General features: G+C 67.3%; 15 protein-coding genes, 1 tRNA gene and 1 pseudogene. 7 read left to right on the top strand and 10 right to left on the bottom strand.

Features of this window, described 5'->3' with window-relative positions; all coding sequences use genetic code 11:
* Positions 1 to 20 precede the first annotated feature (20 nt).
* The 3 genes from LZ199_RS40970 to LZ199_RS40960 are packed head-to-tail and all read right to left on the bottom strand — an operon-like array spanning position 21 to position 5,363.
* Positions 21 to 1,484, bottom strand: coding sequence for a DUF4215 domain-containing protein (locus LZ199_RS40970; protein ID WP_253999245.1), 1,464 nt, complete (start codon positions 1,482 to 1,484; stop codon positions 21 to 23).
* A gap of 11 nt (positions 1,485 to 1,495) precedes the next feature.
* Entirely contained in the window at positions 1,496 to 2,515 is a 1,020-nt protein-coding gene (locus tag LZ199_RS40965; RefSeq protein WP_253999244.1) for a peptidase associated/transthyretin-like domain-containing protein, read from the bottom strand.
* Positions 2,516 to 2,528: 13 nt separating this feature from the next.
* On the bottom strand, positions 2,529 to 5,363 hold the full coding sequence (locus tag LZ199_RS40960; RefSeq protein WP_253999243.1) for a serine/threonine-protein kinase: 2,835 nt from the start codon (positions 5,361 to 5,363) through the stop codon (positions 2,529 to 2,531).
* A gap of 371 nt (positions 5,364 to 5,734) precedes the next feature.
* On the opposite strand from LZ199_RS40960, the gene LZ199_RS40955 reads away from it, so the two are divergent.
* Positions 5,735 to 6,265, top strand: coding sequence for a hypothetical protein (locus tag LZ199_RS40955; RefSeq protein ID WP_253999242.1), 531 nt, complete (start codon positions 5,735 to 5,737; stop codon positions 6,263 to 6,265).
* Between the two features lie 40 nt (positions 6,266 to 6,305).
* On the opposite strand, the gene LZ199_RS40950 is transcribed toward LZ199_RS40955, so the two are convergent.
* The 3 genes from LZ199_RS40950 to LZ199_RS40940 are packed head-to-tail and all read right to left on the bottom strand — an operon-like array spanning position 6,306 to position 8,264.
* Positions 6,306 to 6,809, bottom strand: coding sequence for a hypothetical protein (locus tag LZ199_RS40950; RefSeq protein ID WP_253999241.1), 504 nt, complete (start codon positions 6,807 to 6,809; stop codon positions 6,306 to 6,308).
* 59 nt (positions 6,810 to 6,868) lie between these two features.
* Complete coding sequence (locus LZ199_RS40945) at positions 6,869 to 7,264, bottom strand: hypothetical protein (RefSeq protein ID WP_253999240.1); 396 nt, start codon at positions 7,262 to 7,264, stop codon at positions 6,869 to 6,871.
* A gap of 10 nt (positions 7,265 to 7,274) precedes the next feature.
* Positions 7,275 to 8,264 carry an NAD(P)H-quinone oxidoreductase gene (locus LZ199_RS40940; RefSeq protein WP_253999239.1) on the bottom strand — a complete coding sequence of 330 codons (990 nt, stop codon included), beginning with the start codon at positions 8,262 to 8,264 and terminating at the stop codon, positions 7,275 to 7,277.
* 84 nt (positions 8,265 to 8,348) lie between these two features.
* Here LZ199_RS40940 and LZ199_RS40935 point away from each other — a divergent pair, with 84 nt between their 5' ends.
* The 3 genes from LZ199_RS40935 to LZ199_RS40925 are packed head-to-tail and all read left to right on the top strand — an operon-like array spanning position 8,349 to position 10,368.
* Positions 8,349 to 8,558, top strand: a complete 210-nt coding sequence (locus LZ199_RS40935) for a DNA gyrase inhibitor YacG (RefSeq protein ID WP_253999238.1) — start codon at positions 8,349 to 8,351, stop codon at positions 8,556 to 8,558.
* Positions 8,555 to 9,286, top strand: coding sequence for a tyrosine-protein phosphatase (locus LZ199_RS40930; protein WP_253999237.1), 732 nt, complete (start codon positions 8,555 to 8,557; stop codon positions 9,284 to 9,286). Before LZ199_RS40935 ends, LZ199_RS40930 begins: the two co-directional genes overlap by 4 nt.
* Before the next feature lie 17 nt (positions 9,287 to 9,303).
* On the top strand, positions 9,304 to 10,368 hold the full coding sequence (locus LZ199_RS40925; protein WP_253999236.1) for a lysylphosphatidylglycerol synthase transmembrane domain-containing protein: 1,065 nt from the start codon (positions 9,304 to 9,306) through the stop codon (positions 10,366 to 10,368).
* A gap of 36 nt (positions 10,369 to 10,404) precedes the next feature.
* On the opposite strand, the gene LZ199_RS40920 is transcribed toward LZ199_RS40925, so the two are convergent.
* The 3 genes from LZ199_RS40920 to LZ199_RS40910 form a co-directional block, all read right to left on the bottom strand.
* Positions 10,405 to 10,785, bottom strand: coding sequence for a hypothetical protein (locus LZ199_RS40920; protein ID WP_253999235.1), 381 nt, complete (start codon positions 10,783 to 10,785; stop codon positions 10,405 to 10,407).
* Between the two features lie 85 nt (positions 10,786 to 10,870).
* Positions 10,871 to 11,044, bottom strand: coding sequence for a hypothetical protein (locus LZ199_RS40915; protein ID WP_253999234.1), 174 nt, complete (start codon positions 11,042 to 11,044; stop codon positions 10,871 to 10,873).
* Complete coding sequence (locus LZ199_RS40910) at positions 11,041 to 11,298, bottom strand: ribbon-helix-helix domain-containing protein (protein WP_253999233.1); 258 nt, start codon at positions 11,296 to 11,298, stop codon at positions 11,041 to 11,043. The genes LZ199_RS40915 and LZ199_RS40910 overlap by 4 nt, the downstream gene beginning before the upstream one ends.
* Before the next feature lie 180 nt (positions 11,299 to 11,478).
* Here LZ199_RS40910 and LZ199_RS40905 point away from each other — a divergent pair, with 180 nt between their 5' ends.
* Positions 11,479 to 12,066, top strand: coding sequence for a hypothetical protein (locus tag LZ199_RS40905; protein WP_253999232.1), 588 nt, complete (start codon positions 11,479 to 11,481; stop codon positions 12,064 to 12,066).
* Positions 12,067 to 12,518: 452 nt separating this feature from the next.
* Positions 12,519 to 12,746 (top strand): hypothetical protein, encoded by a 228-nt coding sequence (locus LZ199_RS40900; protein ID WP_253999231.1) that lies wholly within the window; start codon positions 12,519 to 12,521, stop codon positions 12,744 to 12,746.
* Positions 12,747 to 12,844: 98 nt separating this feature from the next.
* On the opposite strand, the gene LZ199_RS40895 is transcribed toward LZ199_RS40900, so the two are convergent.
* Positions 12,845 to 12,918: transfer RNA gene (locus LZ199_RS40895), tRNA-Ile, on the bottom strand.
* Between the two features lie 340 nt (positions 12,919 to 13,258).
* Between LZ199_RS40895 and LZ199_RS40890 the strand changes: the two are divergent.
* Positions 13,259 to 14,614, top strand: a pseudogene (locus LZ199_RS40890) (AHH domain-containing protein); the annotation flags it as partial.
* Positions 14,615 to 14,630: the final 16 nt, after the last annotated feature.

The raw sequence follows: 14,630 nt of genomic DNA, 5'->3' as shown, positions 1-14,630 counted from the left end.
GAAGCGGGTGCAACTGTCCGTTAGGGGCGCCGGCCACACTTCCCCACGAGCTGGGCGTCGTCTTTCACGCAGGTGATGGTGCCGTCGCCTGGGTCGCAGTCAGAGTGCTGCGTACATCCCGTGTCGCCGGGGCAGTCGTAGCCGGCCCCTCCGCTCATGGTGGTCACCGTGAATTTCGGGTCCGCGACTGACTCGATGATGGGCTGGTTGCCTGCTGAGCCTGGGTCCATGGCAGCCAGCTTCACGGTGGAGCTTCCCTTGGCTTGGGTGGCTTTGATTCGAAGGGGCTCTCCCTGGTCGTTTCTGGTCGTGGACTCGATGGCGTTCAGGAGGGCTGTCGCGATGGCGGCGTTGCCATTCAGCCCTTGAATGGAAATCGCGACATGTGAAGCAGGGGTTTTTCCCGTTCTGGTGAACTCGAAGGTGCGACGAACGCTCCCGATGCCGATGGAGACAATCTCTCCCTCAATAATCGTTCCATCGACAGCGATGGCTCCCCTGGCCTGACCTGGTTCTTGAGCCCTGGTGCAGGAGGAGTTGCATGAGCCACAAGCGCTGGTGTTTCCATCGTCGCAGGCCTCTGGCGAAAGGCCGGTGGCTCTGAGGTGGCCATCTCCACACGTCGCGATCCGGCATGTGTTCAGGCAGTCGTCATCGTTCTTGCCGTTTCCGTCGTCGCATTGTTCGTTGGTGTCGCGGATGCCATTGCCGCAGCCTTCGAGGGAGCGACAGTTGGCGCTGCATCCATCGCCATCGTCTGTGTTGCTGTCATCACACAGTTCGCCTTCGCTCACGTCGACGGTGCCGTTGCCGCACCGCTCGGTGGAGCGACAGTCGGAGCTACAGCCATCCGCGTTGTTCGTGTTTCCATCGTCGCAGAGTTCCCCCTGGCCTGAATCGAGAACGCCATTCCCACAAGCTTCGTTGGAAAGGCAGTCTGGATTGCACCCGTCGCCACTGCTTCGATTACCGTCATCACAGGCTTCGCCCGCGGCCGAATCGATGACTCCGTTACCGCAGACTTCAGTGGACTTGCAGTCGCCACTGCATCCGTCACCCGATTCTTTGTTGCCGTCGTCGCACCGCTCGCCCTGGGCGAGGTCCACGGTGAGGTTGCCGCAGGACTCGTCCGAGAGGCAGTCCTTGCTGCATGCGTCGCCGTCGAGCGTGTTCCCGTCGTCGCAGAGCTCGCCTGAATCCGTGGTTCCATTGCCACAGGTCTCGTTGGAGCTGCACGTTGAACTGCAACCATCACCACTGTGGATGTTGCCATCATCACAGGCCTCTCCGGCTTGGATGACTCCATCGCCGCAGTTGTCGGTGATGCATATCTCCTGGGCCGCCGCGCAACGTTCGCCCGAGGGGCACACGATTCCCGTGGAGCAGACGGTGCTCCCGGGTTGGAGACAGGCGAGCGGGCCGAAGGACAGGGCCGACAGGGTGAGTGACGTGAGGATGCCGCGAAAGAACGAATGCTGGTTCATGAGCCACCTCTTCAGAAACGGACCGAGCCGACGACGCCCTTCGACTCGGAGTCGACGGCGGGGGCGATGACCATGGATGGACCCATTTCGTCTGGATTGAGTCGATAGGCCCGCTGCCGATTGAGATAGAGCAGCACCGTCCCTGTCATGACGGCGGCGCCCCCCAGTGAATAGGCGCCCACGGCGCCCGCCTGGAACCTGAAGCCCGTTCTTCGAAGCCCCGCCAGGTCCCTGGTCAGAGGGCTCCCAGTGGGCGTGATACGCGAGTCGAAATCCCGGAAGGCCTCATTCGCCTTCCTATGCATCAATCCGCCCCCGCCCCCCATGACGAGCCCCGCCCCCAGCACCGTCCATGGCACCCAGGCCGACCACCGGCGCTTGTAGCGGATGACCTCGTCCTCCGTGTACAGCTCCAGGTCCAGCTCCGCTTTCTCACCCGGCATCAACGGCTGACGCTTCTCCGTCGGCAGATACCCATCCTTGAAGGCCACGATGCTGTGCACGCCGGGCCGGATGAACGCCTGATACCTCCCGGGCGCCTTGAACAGCGACTGCCCGTTCAAGGTCACAATCGCACCCGCTTCGTCACACTTCACATCCACCCAGGCCAGCTGCTTCTCCAGGAGCGCATTGTACGAGCGCGCATGCTCATACCTGCCGACGTCGAGCGGCTCCGGCCCATGACCCATCGCCGACTTCAGGTGCTTGTAGACCTCGATGGGCTGATCGAGGTTCATCAACGCCAGCGCCAGGTTGTAGTGAATCGCCGGGTGATTCCAGTGCCGCAGGGCCCGGCGGTAGTTCCGGGTCGCCTCGACGAAGACCGACTCCCGCAGGCGCTCATTGCCCTCGAAGAAGAGCGCCTGGGCTGCCTGTTGCTCATCCGGTGGAACCCCCAGTGCCCACGGCCGGTCTCCTCCGACATCCAGCGGCGTGTCCACACGCTGCGCCATGGACACGCTCGCCCAGGCCACCATCAACACAACGGCCAGCCCGCGTCCACGCGAGCCATGTTTCTGAATCGCAGTCATGGGGGCCTCGGTCCTACTTCAAGGTTTCGATGAAAGAACTTCCGAGCGAGGACTGGATGCGCAGCGTCCGTTCCTGCTCACGTTGCAGCAGCCGTTCAGCCTCGGCGCGCGCCTGTCGAGCCTGCTGGGCGCTGTGCTCGGCCTGTCGCAGCGCCTCGTTCGCCCGGTACTGCGCCCACCGCGCCCGGAGAACCGCCCTGCTCAGCTCGGAGTTCTTCTTCACCAGCTCGTCGTTAGTCGATTCAATTCGCAGATTGGCCGCATCGACCTGAAGCTGGGCCTCCTGGCGGGCCAGTTCCTTGGCCTGGACCTCCGCCAGTCGCTCCTGGGCCTCCGCCGCGGAACGCTTCGCCAGGAACTCCGCATTGCGCGCCGAAGCCTCCGCGCGCAGCGCGATGATGGCCTGCTGTTCCGCCTCCCGCTGTGCCTCCCGGATGACCACCAGCGCCACCGCCGCGGAGGCGAACAACACCGTCACCAACGTCACCGCACCCACGACGAACGCGCGCTTCATCCGAGCCGACCGCGTCGCCTGCGCCGACACCGCCTCCAGAAACGCCCGCTGCAACAGCGGCAGCTCCCCCCGATATCGGCGCTGGAATCGCCGTGCCTCATCCGCCATCTCACCGCGCCAAAGCAGCCCACTGTCCCGAGCCTTCGCCTGCCACTGCCGCGCCGCGTTCCTCAATTGCTCCAGGAACGCCGAGTCCTCCTGGCCCTCCTCGAGCCACCTGCGCAGCGTGGGCCAGCCCGAGATGAGCGACTCATGGACCAGCTCCACCGACGCACCCGTGGCCTTGGTCCCCGTCTGGATGACGAGCAGTCGCGCCTGGACCAGGCTGTCGATGAGCCGCTGAAGCGCGTCCGCGTCCCGGGTCAGCTCGCGCAGCTCCTCCAGCGACACAATCGCGCGCGTCTTCTCCGACGTGACGAGCCGCAGGAAGATGGCCCGAACCAGGGCCCGCTCCGGAGACGACATCCTCGCGAGCACGCTGTCCGCATGCGTGGCGAGCGCCCCCGCGATTCCGCCGAGCTGCTGGAATGCGCTCTCCGTCAACATCCGGCGCGAGGGGTCTCTCGCCTCCCACAGTCGGGTGGCCGCGAACTGGAGCAAGGGCAGGGCGCCCGGCGTCGTCTCCAGGTGCTGGAGCATCTGGTCCACCATCTGGGGAGACTCGAAGCGATAGCCCGCCATCTCCGCGGGCTGCACGAGCGCATCCCGCAAGCCTTCCTTCTGGGGTGCCGTCAGGAAGAACAGCCCCGGAGACAGCTCCGCCATGAAGCGCTCGTCCTCCGAGACGCGGTCCAGGAAGTCGGAGCGCAAGGACAGCACGACGCGGATGGGAGACGTCGCATCGTCTGCGATGCCAGACAGGCAGGCCGTGAAGGCACGGCGCTCCCGCGAATCGGGCACCTGCGTATAGAGCTCCTCGAACTGGTCGATGAACAACACGATGCGCCGACGCTCGCGCCGGGCACGGGCTCGCAGGACGGCGCCCACATAGCCCGGCTCCACCCGCAGATGCGCGGTGATCTGCTGCTGCTTCTGGAGGTCTTCCTCCAACGTGGGCGACGAGGTGACGAGCGGCGCCACCATGCTGGCCAGGGCCCCGAGCGGGTCTCGACCGGGGCGGATGATGAGCGACTCCCAGGGGATTCCCGTCCGCTTCAGCACGGGCACCAGGCCCGCGCGCACGAAGGAGGACTTGCCCGCACCCGAGGGACCGACGACCGCGAGCAACGGCTGGTCCTGCAACCGATTGACGAGCGCTGCGGTCTCCCGCGAGCGGCCGAAGAACCGCGCCGAGTCCGCCTCCTGGAACGAGCCGAGGCCGGCATACGGGCTCTCATCGAGCCCCGCCTCGTGGACGAACCGGCCGGGGAGGAACGGCTCCAGGGCCCGCAGCACCGCGAGCGCATCCGGGAAGCGCTGCTCCTTGTGCTTGAGCAGGCACCGGTCGACGACGGCGGCGAGCTCGGCGGGGACATCCGGGAGCACGGCCCGCAGGGACGGCATGGGCTCCTCGAGCAGCGCGGTGACCATCAACTGCGGACCCCGCAGGGGCTCCAGGGGATGACGTCCGGCGAGCATGCTGAACAGCAGGATGCCGACCGCCCAGATGTCCGTGCGGTGGTCGACGGGGATGCCGTTGCCCCACTGCTCTGGAGACATGTACGCGAGCGTCCCGAGCAACGCGCCCTGGCGCGTCAGGTGGCTGGACTCATTCCGGGGCCCCGGTGGGGGAAGCAGCCGCAGCCCTTCCAGGAGCGCGCGCGGGTCCGTCTCACCGCGATGCTCGTCGCCCTGGAGCACCTTCGCGATACCGAAGTCCAGCACCTTGATGGTGCCGGAGTCCGTCACGATGACGTTCTCCGGCTTGAGGTCGCGGTGGACGATTTTGTGCGCGTGCGCGCAGGACAGGGCGCGGAGGATGGGGGACACCAGCTCCACGGCGCGCGACGGAGGCAGTCGCGGGCTGCTCTTCAGAATCTTGTCGAGCGGCTGGCCCTGCAGGTACTCCAGCACCATGTAGGGGGTGCCATGGGCCTCACCGACTTCGTAGATGATGACAATGTTTTCATGGCCGCACCGCGCCGTGGTGCGGGCCTCGAGGATGAAGCGACGGGCGAACTGCGCGTCCCGCGTGTGCAACAGCTTGATGGCGACGCGCCGGCCCAACCGGGTGTCTCGCGCGAGGAAGACGGTTCCCATGCCTCCGCTGCCGAGCTGTCGAATCAGCTCGTAGTGCTGGATGCGAGTGCCGGGGCCAAAGGCAGTCAGCGCTCCAGGCGGGGGAGCATGGGGAATGGGCGCATTGCGGGCGGTTTGAGTGGGTTCTGGCTTCATGGGGGTACTCGGAGAGGCAGGGGGGCCTCGGGAAAGCGCGAGCGGCCCATCGCCCCCGCGAAGGGTGCGGGCCGTGCTTCAGCGAATCTCGATGAGGGCGGGCCGACAGGGAGGGGCCGCTGACGAATCCCTGTTCGCGGAGAATGGACGTCCGCCGATGGACGAGAGCTCTAGGGGGGGGCCGACTTTCCGGAGAAAGCTCTCGTTGCCAATCTTGACCGTACTTGCCTGCTTGCCTATGTGAACGCGAGGGCAGGGCTGTGTCGTGTGATTGGCGATTGGGTGCAGTCGTGCACCCCGGACGGAAACGGGCCTCGAACGGGGCGTCGGCTGCGCGACATCAGGTCATTCCCGACTGCTACGGTGACGGGATGACACGTTGGCTTCTGCCCGTCCTGGTGCTGCTGGGGGCGGCGACGATGACGCTGCTGGGACATCGCTCGTTCAATGCGGCCCTGCTGGTGCCGTTCCTGGTGCTGGGGGGAGGGGTGCTGGCGCTGGTGACGCTCGTCCGCGCGCTCCTGCCCGGCCGGAGGGCCGTGAACTTCATCATCCCGGCGTACCTGCTGGGCGGAATCGCGCTGGCCTATGCGGGCATGACGCGGGGGATGTCCTGGCGGTTCGACCGCATCGAGGAGGAGTTCGCCCCCCTCATCCAGGCGCTGGACACCTACCATGCCGAGACGGGGCAGTACCCCGAGTCGGTGGCGGAGCTGATTCCCGCGCACCTGTCGAAGGCGCCCTCGTGCGAGCTGGAGGATTCACCCGAGCACCGGCCGGGCATCGCCGACGGCGGCTATTTCCGCAGGACGGCTGACACCTACGGCATCACCTGCATGACCATCGTCTTCTGGAAGTACTCCTACAATCCCGACAAGAAGTATTGGTACGGCTGGGATTGACGGAGCGCCCTTGCAGGAGGCACCCGGGCGCCCCGGTGAATCAGAAGCCCACGCGAGTCATCGTGAAGGGCTGCGAGTTGTTGACGCCCTTCTGGAGGATGATGCCGGTGATCTTCCCGGTGAAGAGGCTGCGCTGAATCTGGCTGATGGAATAGACGTCGCGAGTCACGCCAGCCAGGTCCCTGAAGGCGATGAATGAGCCGATGGCGGGGTTGTTGGGGAGCGCGTAGAAGCTGCCCGTCTCCGTGTTGCAGCCCAGCACGGGGCAGGTGCGGCTCACCGTGCGCACGTAGCTGCCCTCCACGCGGTCGATGTACTCGGTGCCCGTCAGCGTCATCGTGAGCAATTCCTCCGTCGCCGCCGGAGGCCAGCTGCGGGAGTAGGTGCCTACCAGTCCCGCCAGGCTGTCCGGAGTCTCATAGAGGGCGGCCTCGACGGTGCCGGTGGCCTCGGGGTGCTCCGCCCCGACCTCCGTGCCCTCCTGACCTCCACATCCCGCGAGCAGCGCCAAGCCGATGACCATGCCATGCCGAAGGTGTCCCATGTAGCGCATTGCCTTCCCGGGCCGCACGTGTGCGGCGAATCCGTGAGTTGAGGGGTGATTCAGTCTTCAGCTAAGTCGCCGCGCCTGGCGCCGTCAAGGACCGTGCGCGGCGTTCCACGACACGGGGAGGTGACCTCCCAGGGGCTGATGCATCGCGTTGCTGCGTCACGACATTCCATCAGCTGCGCGAAAAAGGCCACGCCAGCGGAAATGACAATCTCAGACGTGAGGGCATGGAGGTCATCCACCATTGACTGACAGTGGTTGTCGGTTGCGAGTCTGCATGTGGCGATACCCAGACAAGCCATTCCAATCCGAGGGTCGGGCCTGAGGAACCACCGCGCGCAGACGAGCGTGGCCACGGCGACAATCGCCGGGCCGAACGTCTTGCCGGCATCGTTCATCGAGATGCCGACAAGCGCGTCGCGCGCCTTCATCAGCGCGATGGCATGCAACGGGCCCCGCTCACTCCCAGCGCACCACCAGCTTGCCCACCGAGTCATTGCGCGCCATGCGCTCCAATCCCTGACGCAGCTCCGCCTTGGGCAGCACCGCGTCCACCACGGCCCGCAGCGCGCCCGTGCGGAACAAGGGGAGCAGGTGGCGCTCCGCGCTCTGCGTCAGGGCCATCTTCTCCTCCATGGGGCGGCTGCGCAGCACCGTGCCCGTCAGGCTCAGCCGCTTCGTCAGCAGCAGCCCCAGGTTCAGGTCGGCCTGGAGTCCTGCCACCAGACCCACCAGCATCATCCGTCCCCGAGGGGCCAGGGCCTGCAGCGACTCCGGCACGTAGTCCCCGCCCACCAGGTCCAGACACAGGTCCGCGCCCCGGCCGCCCGTCTCCTCGCGCACGGCGTCCGCGAAGCGCGGGGGGGACGACTCGCACAGCACCGTGCGCGCCACGCCCCACTCGGAGGCCCGCGCCAGCTTGGCCGCGTTGCGTCCGGTGCCCACCACGCGCGCGCCCGAGGCCCGGCACAGCAGCGCCGCCGCGGAGCCCACGCCGCTGGCCACCGCGTGCACGAGCACCGTCTCCCCCGGCTTCAAGCCCCCCTGGAGCACCAGCGCGTCGTACGCGGTGAGGTACGCCTCGGGCAGCGCGGCGGCGTCCGTGAAGTCCATGCCCTCCGGCATCGCCAGGGCCTCGCGCTCGTGCGTGAGCAGCATCTGCGCCCAGGCGCCGCCGCCCACCAGCCCCATCACCCTGTCACCGACCTTGAAGCGGCGCGTGCGGGGGCCCACGGCGACGACCTCGCCCGCGTACTCGAGGCCGGGCACGTCCGGGGCCACGTCCGGCGGGGCGGGGTAGCGCCCGCGAATCTGGAGCAGGTCCGCGCGGTTGAGGGCGGTGGCCCGGACGCGCACCCGCAGCTCGCCGGGGCCGGGCGTGGGCTCGGGGCGCTCCTCCTCCGCGAGGACTTCGGGGCCTCCCGGCTCGGTGATTCGCATGACCTTCATGGCGCGGACCTCTCCCTGGGGCGAGCGGGCACGAAACGTCCTGGCCCGCGAGAGCCTCAAGGCATATCTAAGGACTGGCCCATCATGAGCACCATTACGTGTCCCATCTGTAAGAAGCAGGCCCCTCCGAGGGCCGAGAACCCGGCCTTCCCGTTCTGTTCCCGGCGTTGCCGCGCCGTGGACCTGGGGCGGTGGTTGGGGGAGGAGTACCGGATGCCCGACCGCCAGGCCGAGCAGACGGAGGATGAGCTGCCCTCCGGCAGCCACCCCGACCGCCAGCGCGAGGATGCGTGAGCGGTTTCGTCGACCTGCACTGCCACCTGCTGCCCGCCGTGGACGATGGCGCACGCACGCTGGAGGACGCGCTGGAGATGGCGCGCGCGCTGGTCGACCTGGGCTTCTCCACCGTGGCGCCCAGCCCTCACGCCCGCCCCGAGTACGCGCCCGTCGACGTCGTGGAGGCCCGGCTCGCGGAGCTGACGGCCGCGCTGGAGCACGCGCGAATCCCGCTGTCGCTCGGCCGCAACGCGGAGAACCTCCTGGATGACGCCTTCCTGCGCGGCCTGGGGACACCCTCGGCGCGCATGCTGGGCGGAGGGCGCGTGGCGCTGGTGGAGTTGCCCTACACCGCGCCCGTTCCCGCGCTTCCGGACATCCTCTTCCGCATCCGCACCAAGGGCGTGGTGCCCCTCATCGCCCATCCCGAGCGGTGCCTGGAGTTCGAGCGCAAGGGCCGCGCCGCGGAGGCCGTGCGCGCGGGCGCCCACCTGCAGCTCGACGTGGGGGCGCTCATTGGCCGCTATGGCCCCCTGGCGAAGAAGCTGGCCCGGGCCTTCCTGGACGACGGCCTCTACGCCGTGGCCGCCACGGACCTGCACGGCCCCGTGGGCGCGCGGGAGTGGGTGGGCCGGGCGCTCGGGGAGCTGAGGAGCAGGGTGGGGGAGGAGGCATCCAGCCGCCTCCTTCGGGGCAACCCATCCCACCTCCTGGCGGGAGAGTCGCTGGAGTCCGACCACGACTGACGGTATACCCGGCCGCCGTGAAACGCGCCGTCAAGCTCACAGCCAGCCTGCTGGTCACCGTCCTCTTCCTGTGGTGGGCCTTCCGGGACACCGATTGGGGCACCCAGCTCGCCAGCCTCAAGTCGGCCAACTACGTCTGGTTGGTGCCGTACTTCGGCTGCCTCTTCGCCATCCACGTGTTCCGCACGCTGCGCTGGGGGAGCCTGCTGTCGGGCATGGAGCGCATCCCCTTCCGCAAGCTGAACGAGGCCTCCGGCATCGGCTTCATGATGCTGCTGGTGCTGCCGTTCCGCCTGGGGGAGTTCGCCCGGCCCTTCCTCATCGCCCAGCGCAGCTCCATCCGCCGCAGCGCCGCGATGACGTCCGTGGTGCTGGAGCGCATCGTCGACGGCCTCTTCGTCGCCTCGTCCATGCGCGTGCTGCTCTTCTTCGTCCCCAACGAGACGCCCGAGGTCCGCTACGTCAAGCTGGGCTCGTGGCTGATGTTCGCCGTGTTCGGCGGCGGGCTGCTCTTCCTCCTCGTCGGGCTGTGGCAGCAGGAGCGCACCGTGGGCCTGGTGCGCGCGACGGTGGGCCGCCTCGCTCCGGGCCTGGCCGACAAGGTGGCGGATGTCGTCGACACCTTCGTGGGCGCCATGCGGCAGCTGCCCGACGCCAGGCAGGTGGCGCTCTTCTTCCTCTTCACCTTCGGCTACTGGGGCCTGAACGGCTTTGGCATGGTGCTGCTGGCCAACGCCTTCGACTGCTCGGGCGTGGCGGCCGGCACCGCGTGCCAGCCCATGGAGCTGTCGCTCTTCCAGGCGTACGTGGTGCTGTGCGTGCTGGTGGTGGGGCTGATGATTCCCGCGGCGCCCGGCATGGTCGGCACGTTCCAGGCGGCCTGCAAGGTGGGCCTGAGCCTCTTCCTTCCCGCCACCGTCGTGAATGCCAGCGGGCTGGCCTACGCCAACGTGCTGTGGTTCGCGCAGACGGTGCAGACGGTGGGCTTCGGCATCCTCCTCATGTCCCTGGGACACATGTCCTTCAAGGACATCGCGGGCAAGCTGGAGAAGGAAGGCGAAGCCCCCGCGCCCACGACGTGAGCCCCGCGAGGTGCTCGCGGGCGCGGCTTCACGGCGTCAGGGGTCGATGTTCCGCTTGATGGTGCCGAAGGGCGTTTCGACCTGGTGCTCGCTGTGGCCCTCGTCGGCGTAGCCCTCCGGCGCGCACTGGGCCTTGGCGGTGTCCCGGATGGTGACGACGGGGGTGTCCACCGCGATGCGGTCCTTCGACGTGGACTTGGCGACGAGCTTGTCATCGCGCATCAGCACGCAGCGGTCCTCGCCGTAGTACCAGGCGGTGGACTTGTCGGGGAACTCCTGCGCCCGGGTAGGGCCCTGGCCCATGGCGTCCACGACTTCCCGCGCCGTCATGCCGGGGTAGAGCTTCTGGAAGCCACCGGTGGTGGAACAGCCGGAGGCGGCGACGGCGAGGGTGACGGTCAGGAAGAAAGAGCGCATGGGGTGCGGGGCTCCAGGGAAGGAAAGCCGCCAGCCTAGCCCGCGCGTGTCGCCAGCCTCCAGACAGGGGCCGGGTGTGTCGGTCCTACAACTCCTGGTCCAACCAGCGGATGATGGCGTCGCGGATGGAGGTGGGGCGCTCGGAGGCCGGACGAGCGCGCGGGCCTCGCGTCGTCTCCACGTCGTACAGCCGCGCGGGGGACAGGTGCTCGCGCGTACGGGGTGGCGCTCCGTGCTGCATGAAGGCCCGACTCGTCACGACTGGCCTTCTTCCTTCGCGGGGCCTCGGCCGTACTTGCCGAGCAGGTCCTCCACCGCCTCGCGGAGGTACTCGCTCTGGTGGATGCGGGTCCGCCGCGCCAGCTCGCGCAGCTTCTGGACCTGCTCCTCCGGCACCAGGACGTGGGTGGAGACGATGTCGGCCTCGGGCCCACGTGCATTCACGGAGCCCTCGGCGGTGGCCGGGGACGCGGGAAGCTCGGGGCTCAGGGGGCTGGCGTTTCCATCTTGCATCGGGGGTTCCTCCTGGCGTGGCTGCTACAGGCCGCTACCGACCTGTCCGGGCATTAGGAGGGCGCTCCGAGGACTCGTCAACAAAACGGCCCGCGCCCCACGGGGTGGAAGTGACACCTTTGTTAGCCGTTCTCTCAAATTGATGTGGTATTTCGCGGACTTCTCACCTGGAGCGTCCTGATGAACATTCGTCGTGTGTGCGTTGCCGCTGCCGCTGTCTTTTCGTTCGCCGCGAGCGCCGAGGGAGTTCGGGAGTCCGTGTCGCTGGTGGAGGTGGATGGCTTCGCCGCGTCACAGGCCAAGGTATGTACCGCGGTGCCGCTGTCGTTGACGGCCATCAACGCGTCCTCGCTGGAGCCCACGCGGGTGGCGTGGAATGCCGGCTCCAACAGTGGTGCCTGGCATTACATGGACACCATCCAGGCCTATGTCACGCCGCAGTGCCCCGCGACGCCGGTCACCATCCAGGCGGTGGTGAACAAGCTGTCGGAGCAGAACCAGGGGTTTCCGTTCCCCGAGGATGGCCTCTTCACCAACCGCGCCGGGTTGTCGCAGAGCATCTTCCTGAGCTCGAACTACTACGGCAATGGCCTCGCGGTGCTGGCGGCCATTGACTCCTTCGCCAGTGGTGGGACGGTCCAGGCGTGGATTGCCACGCAGGAAGTGCCCTGCCACAACTGCCATGAGTTCCTTCAGTACGCGGTGCTGTACTACCCGGCCACGCGCAAGGTCGTCGTGCTGCAGGGCTACACGGGCTACGACTCCTGAGCTGATGTCGTGAGGCGTCGGCCCTGGATTCGGGCCGACGCCGTGGGCTGGTGCATGGGTCAATCCGAACGCGACTCAGGGCTCGCACCGGTGTGACGGGATTGACAGGTCTCGTGGCTGATGAGACTTCGCAAGCTGTTGGTTGCGTGTTGGGTGGTATTGGGCCTGCCGGGCTGTTTGGATTCCCAGGGCGAGCCCGCGCCCGACGTCGACCTGGGAGTCTCCGAGGCGGAGGCGCCGGATGCTCTCCTTTGATTCGCGAACCTCGGTGGGGGCCCTATGCAAAGCTGGATTCAATTCGGGTTGGGATTGATGGCCGGAGCCGTGGCGGCGGGTTGCGTGATGAGGAGGTCGCGATTGACGCGGGCTTGCGTTGCAGCGTCATGCGGAGCGCCAGAAGAAGTTCTTCGAAGCGGCCGAGCTGCGCATCCCTGCACTCAAGGGGGGGATGGATGACCTGGGAGTCGACCGAGGAAGAGCATCAAGGGCAGCTCCGCTCCCGACTGAAGGATGCCGAGCGCGGTCTCGAAGGTCCGGATGTCGCGGTCAGAGAGGCCGTCGACTCCGTGGCGCAGAGGCTCCAGTCGCTGCTCTCCGAGGGGGAGATGCCGCTCCAGCTCGTGGCCACCGTGGACGACGAGGGCGCTCTGGTTCGCGTGGAGCGCATCCTTCCAGCGTAGGCGAGGGGAGGGGCGTACACGGAGCACAGGGCACGCCGCCGAGAGCATTCCGGCAAAAGAAAAGCCCCGGAGTCACTCAGAAAGTGACTCCGGGGCAGTGGCCAGGGTCGGACTTGAACCGACTACCTGCGGATTATGAGACCGCCGCTCTAACCAGGTGAGCTACCTGGCCGTGAAGTGAGGGCCCGTATATCGGGAGCGTCGCGTCACCGCAAGAACTTCGAAGCGACCAGGGGACCTGTGAGTCGCCTCCCTCGGGTTTCAGAGGGAGAAGGGCGGGTTTTGGGCCGTCCGGGAGTGGACCTCTGTGCTGTCCTGGCGCTCTGCCCGGCCTGGAAGGAGGAGGGCAGGAGCAGGCTCATTCCGCGCGAGCAGGGCCGTACTCATGGTGCAGGTACCCTGCGCCAAGGCGGCATGCAGCGCCGATTCTCACGCTCCTTGGGTGTGATGGGGCTGCTTTGGTACTTCATGGACTTCGACTCTCGAGAGGGTCGCGATGACGGGAGAGGCGCATGACGCTGCGGTGGGGCGCCGTGGTGCTGCTGGTGTTGATGGGCTCGGGGTGTGCGGCCTCCAGGGGGGTGCGACTGGATACGGGCGAAGGACGGCCTCTCGTCTACGAGCCACGCACCGATGATGAGCCTGCGAGACTCGACGCCGACGAGTTCAACGAGGCGCTCCAGCGGTTGGCGAGCACAGCGCCTCTTCCCTCTCGGCCGAGGGACACCGCGATGCGGCTGTTCAACCTCGAGCCCCCTCGTGCCGTCACTCGTGTGCGGGGACGCCTGGGACTGGTCTCTGTCGAGGAGCCACGCCGAGGCCGCCTTCTCGTGGCCGAAGCGCCGGACGCGGAGACGGAGCTGGCGAGTGCCTACGGACGCTGGTGTCAACGCCAGGAGCAGTCCCGAGACTGCCTTCACTTGCTGGACGAGGGCGTCACGCTGGACGAGGAGGGCAAGCGCATCCTGGCCTTTCGCCTGGCGCTGGATTCGGTCTGGGACGAAACGGCCGAGGCCCTGGAGGAGCTGACGGACAAGGAGTCGATGATGACGATGCTCGCCACGACGGGAGCGGTCTACTTCGCCTTGTGGCTGGTGCCCGAGCCCCTGCTTTCGAAGGGCATCGCCGCGACGCTGACGGTGGCGCTCATCGCATACCTGGGATGGGACACGATGTGGAGCCTCGTCCAGGGCTGGCGGGCGTTGGCGAAGGAGGTGGAGGAGGCAACCAGCTTCGATGGGATTCAGGACGCGGGAGAGAAGTACGGAGAGGTGATGGGAAGGAACGCCGCGCGCGCGTTCGTCATGCTGGCGATGGCGGCACTCGGGGGTACGGCACAGACGCTGGCGGCGCGGATTCCCACGCTCCCCGGCTCCGCACAGGCCGCGCTGGTGGGTGCAGGGCAGGGTGGCTTCAGGTTGTCGGCAGCGGGGCAGGTCACCTCCGTGGCGGTGGCAGCGGGAGGCGTCATCACCATCGCCCTGGACCCGGAGGCTCTCGCGGAGACGGCAGGCGGTACGCAAGCCGTGGCGTCCGAGCCCGTAGCGACCAGTGCCCACGAGCATCACATCGCCACGAACAAATGGTGGGACTCCTTCAATAACGATGGCCCGTGGTCCCCCAAATTCCAGAGGCTGTTCGACCGGGCCGGAATGTCCCTCAATGACGCGGTCAACAGGGTCCGCGTACCTGACCACAAGGGGCCTCACCCCGTTGAGTACCATCGAGAGATCTTCCGCCGATTGCAGGACGCGATGAGGCATTGCAGAAGAATCCAGCAGTGTCGTGAAAGTCTGACGGCGGAACTGACGGATTTGGCGAGGGAGATCTCCACGTCGGGCACCAAGCTCAACAAGCTGGTGACGCGGGCTGTGAGGACGGACT

Origin of the sequence: Myxococcus qinghaiensis (assembly GCF_024198215.1) — a bacterium.
Classification (GTDB): domain Bacteria; phylum Myxococcota; class Myxococcia; order Myxococcales; family Myxococcaceae; genus Myxococcus; species Myxococcus qinghaiensis.
This window is presented reverse-complemented; position numbering and strand designations above follow the sequence as displayed.

Excerpts from the sequence above, each read along its gene's own strand:
- LZ199_RS40965 (WP_253999244.1), bottom strand. The coding sequence starts at position 2,515 with ATGACTGCGATTCAGAAACATGGCTCGCGTGGACGCGGGCTGGCCGTT.
- LZ199_RS40970 (WP_253999245.1), bottom strand. The coding sequence starts at position 1,484 with ATGAACCAGCATTCGTTCTTTCGCGGCATCCTCACGTCACTCACCCTG.
- LZ199_RS40955 (WP_253999242.1), top strand. The coding sequence starts at position 5,735 with ATGACACGTTGGCTTCTGCCCGTCCTGGTGCTGCTGGGGGCGGCGACG.
- LZ199_RS40900 (WP_253999231.1), top strand. The coding sequence starts at position 12,519 with ATGACCTGGGAGTCGACCGAGGAAGAGCATCAAGGGCAGCTCCGCTCC.
- LZ199_RS40950 (WP_253999241.1), bottom strand. The coding sequence starts at position 6,809 with ATGGGACACCTTCGGCATGGCATGGTCATCGGCTTGGCGCTGCTCGCG.
- LZ199_RS40905 (WP_253999232.1), top strand. The coding sequence starts at position 11,479 with ATGAACATTCGTCGTGTGTGCGTTGCCGCTGCCGCTGTCTTTTCGTTC.
- LZ199_RS40920 (WP_253999235.1), bottom strand. The coding sequence starts at position 10,785 with ATGCGCTCTTTCTTCCTGACCGTCACCCTCGCCGTCGCCGCCTCCGGC.
- LZ199_RS40935 (WP_253999238.1), top strand. The coding sequence starts at position 8,349 with ATGAGCACCATTACGTGTCCCATCTGTAAGAAGCAGGCCCCTCCGAGG.
- LZ199_RS40940 (WP_253999239.1), bottom strand. The coding sequence starts at position 8,264 with ATGAAGGTCATGCGAATCACCGAGCCGGGAGGCCCCGAAGTCCTCGCG.
- LZ199_RS40960 (WP_253999243.1), bottom strand. The coding sequence starts at position 5,363 with ATGAAGCCAGAACCCACTCAAACCGCCCGCAATGCGCCCATTCCCCAT.
- LZ199_RS40910 (WP_253999233.1), bottom strand. The coding sequence starts at position 11,298 with ATGCAAGATGGAAACGCCAGCCCCCTGAGCCCCGAGCTTCCCGCGTCC.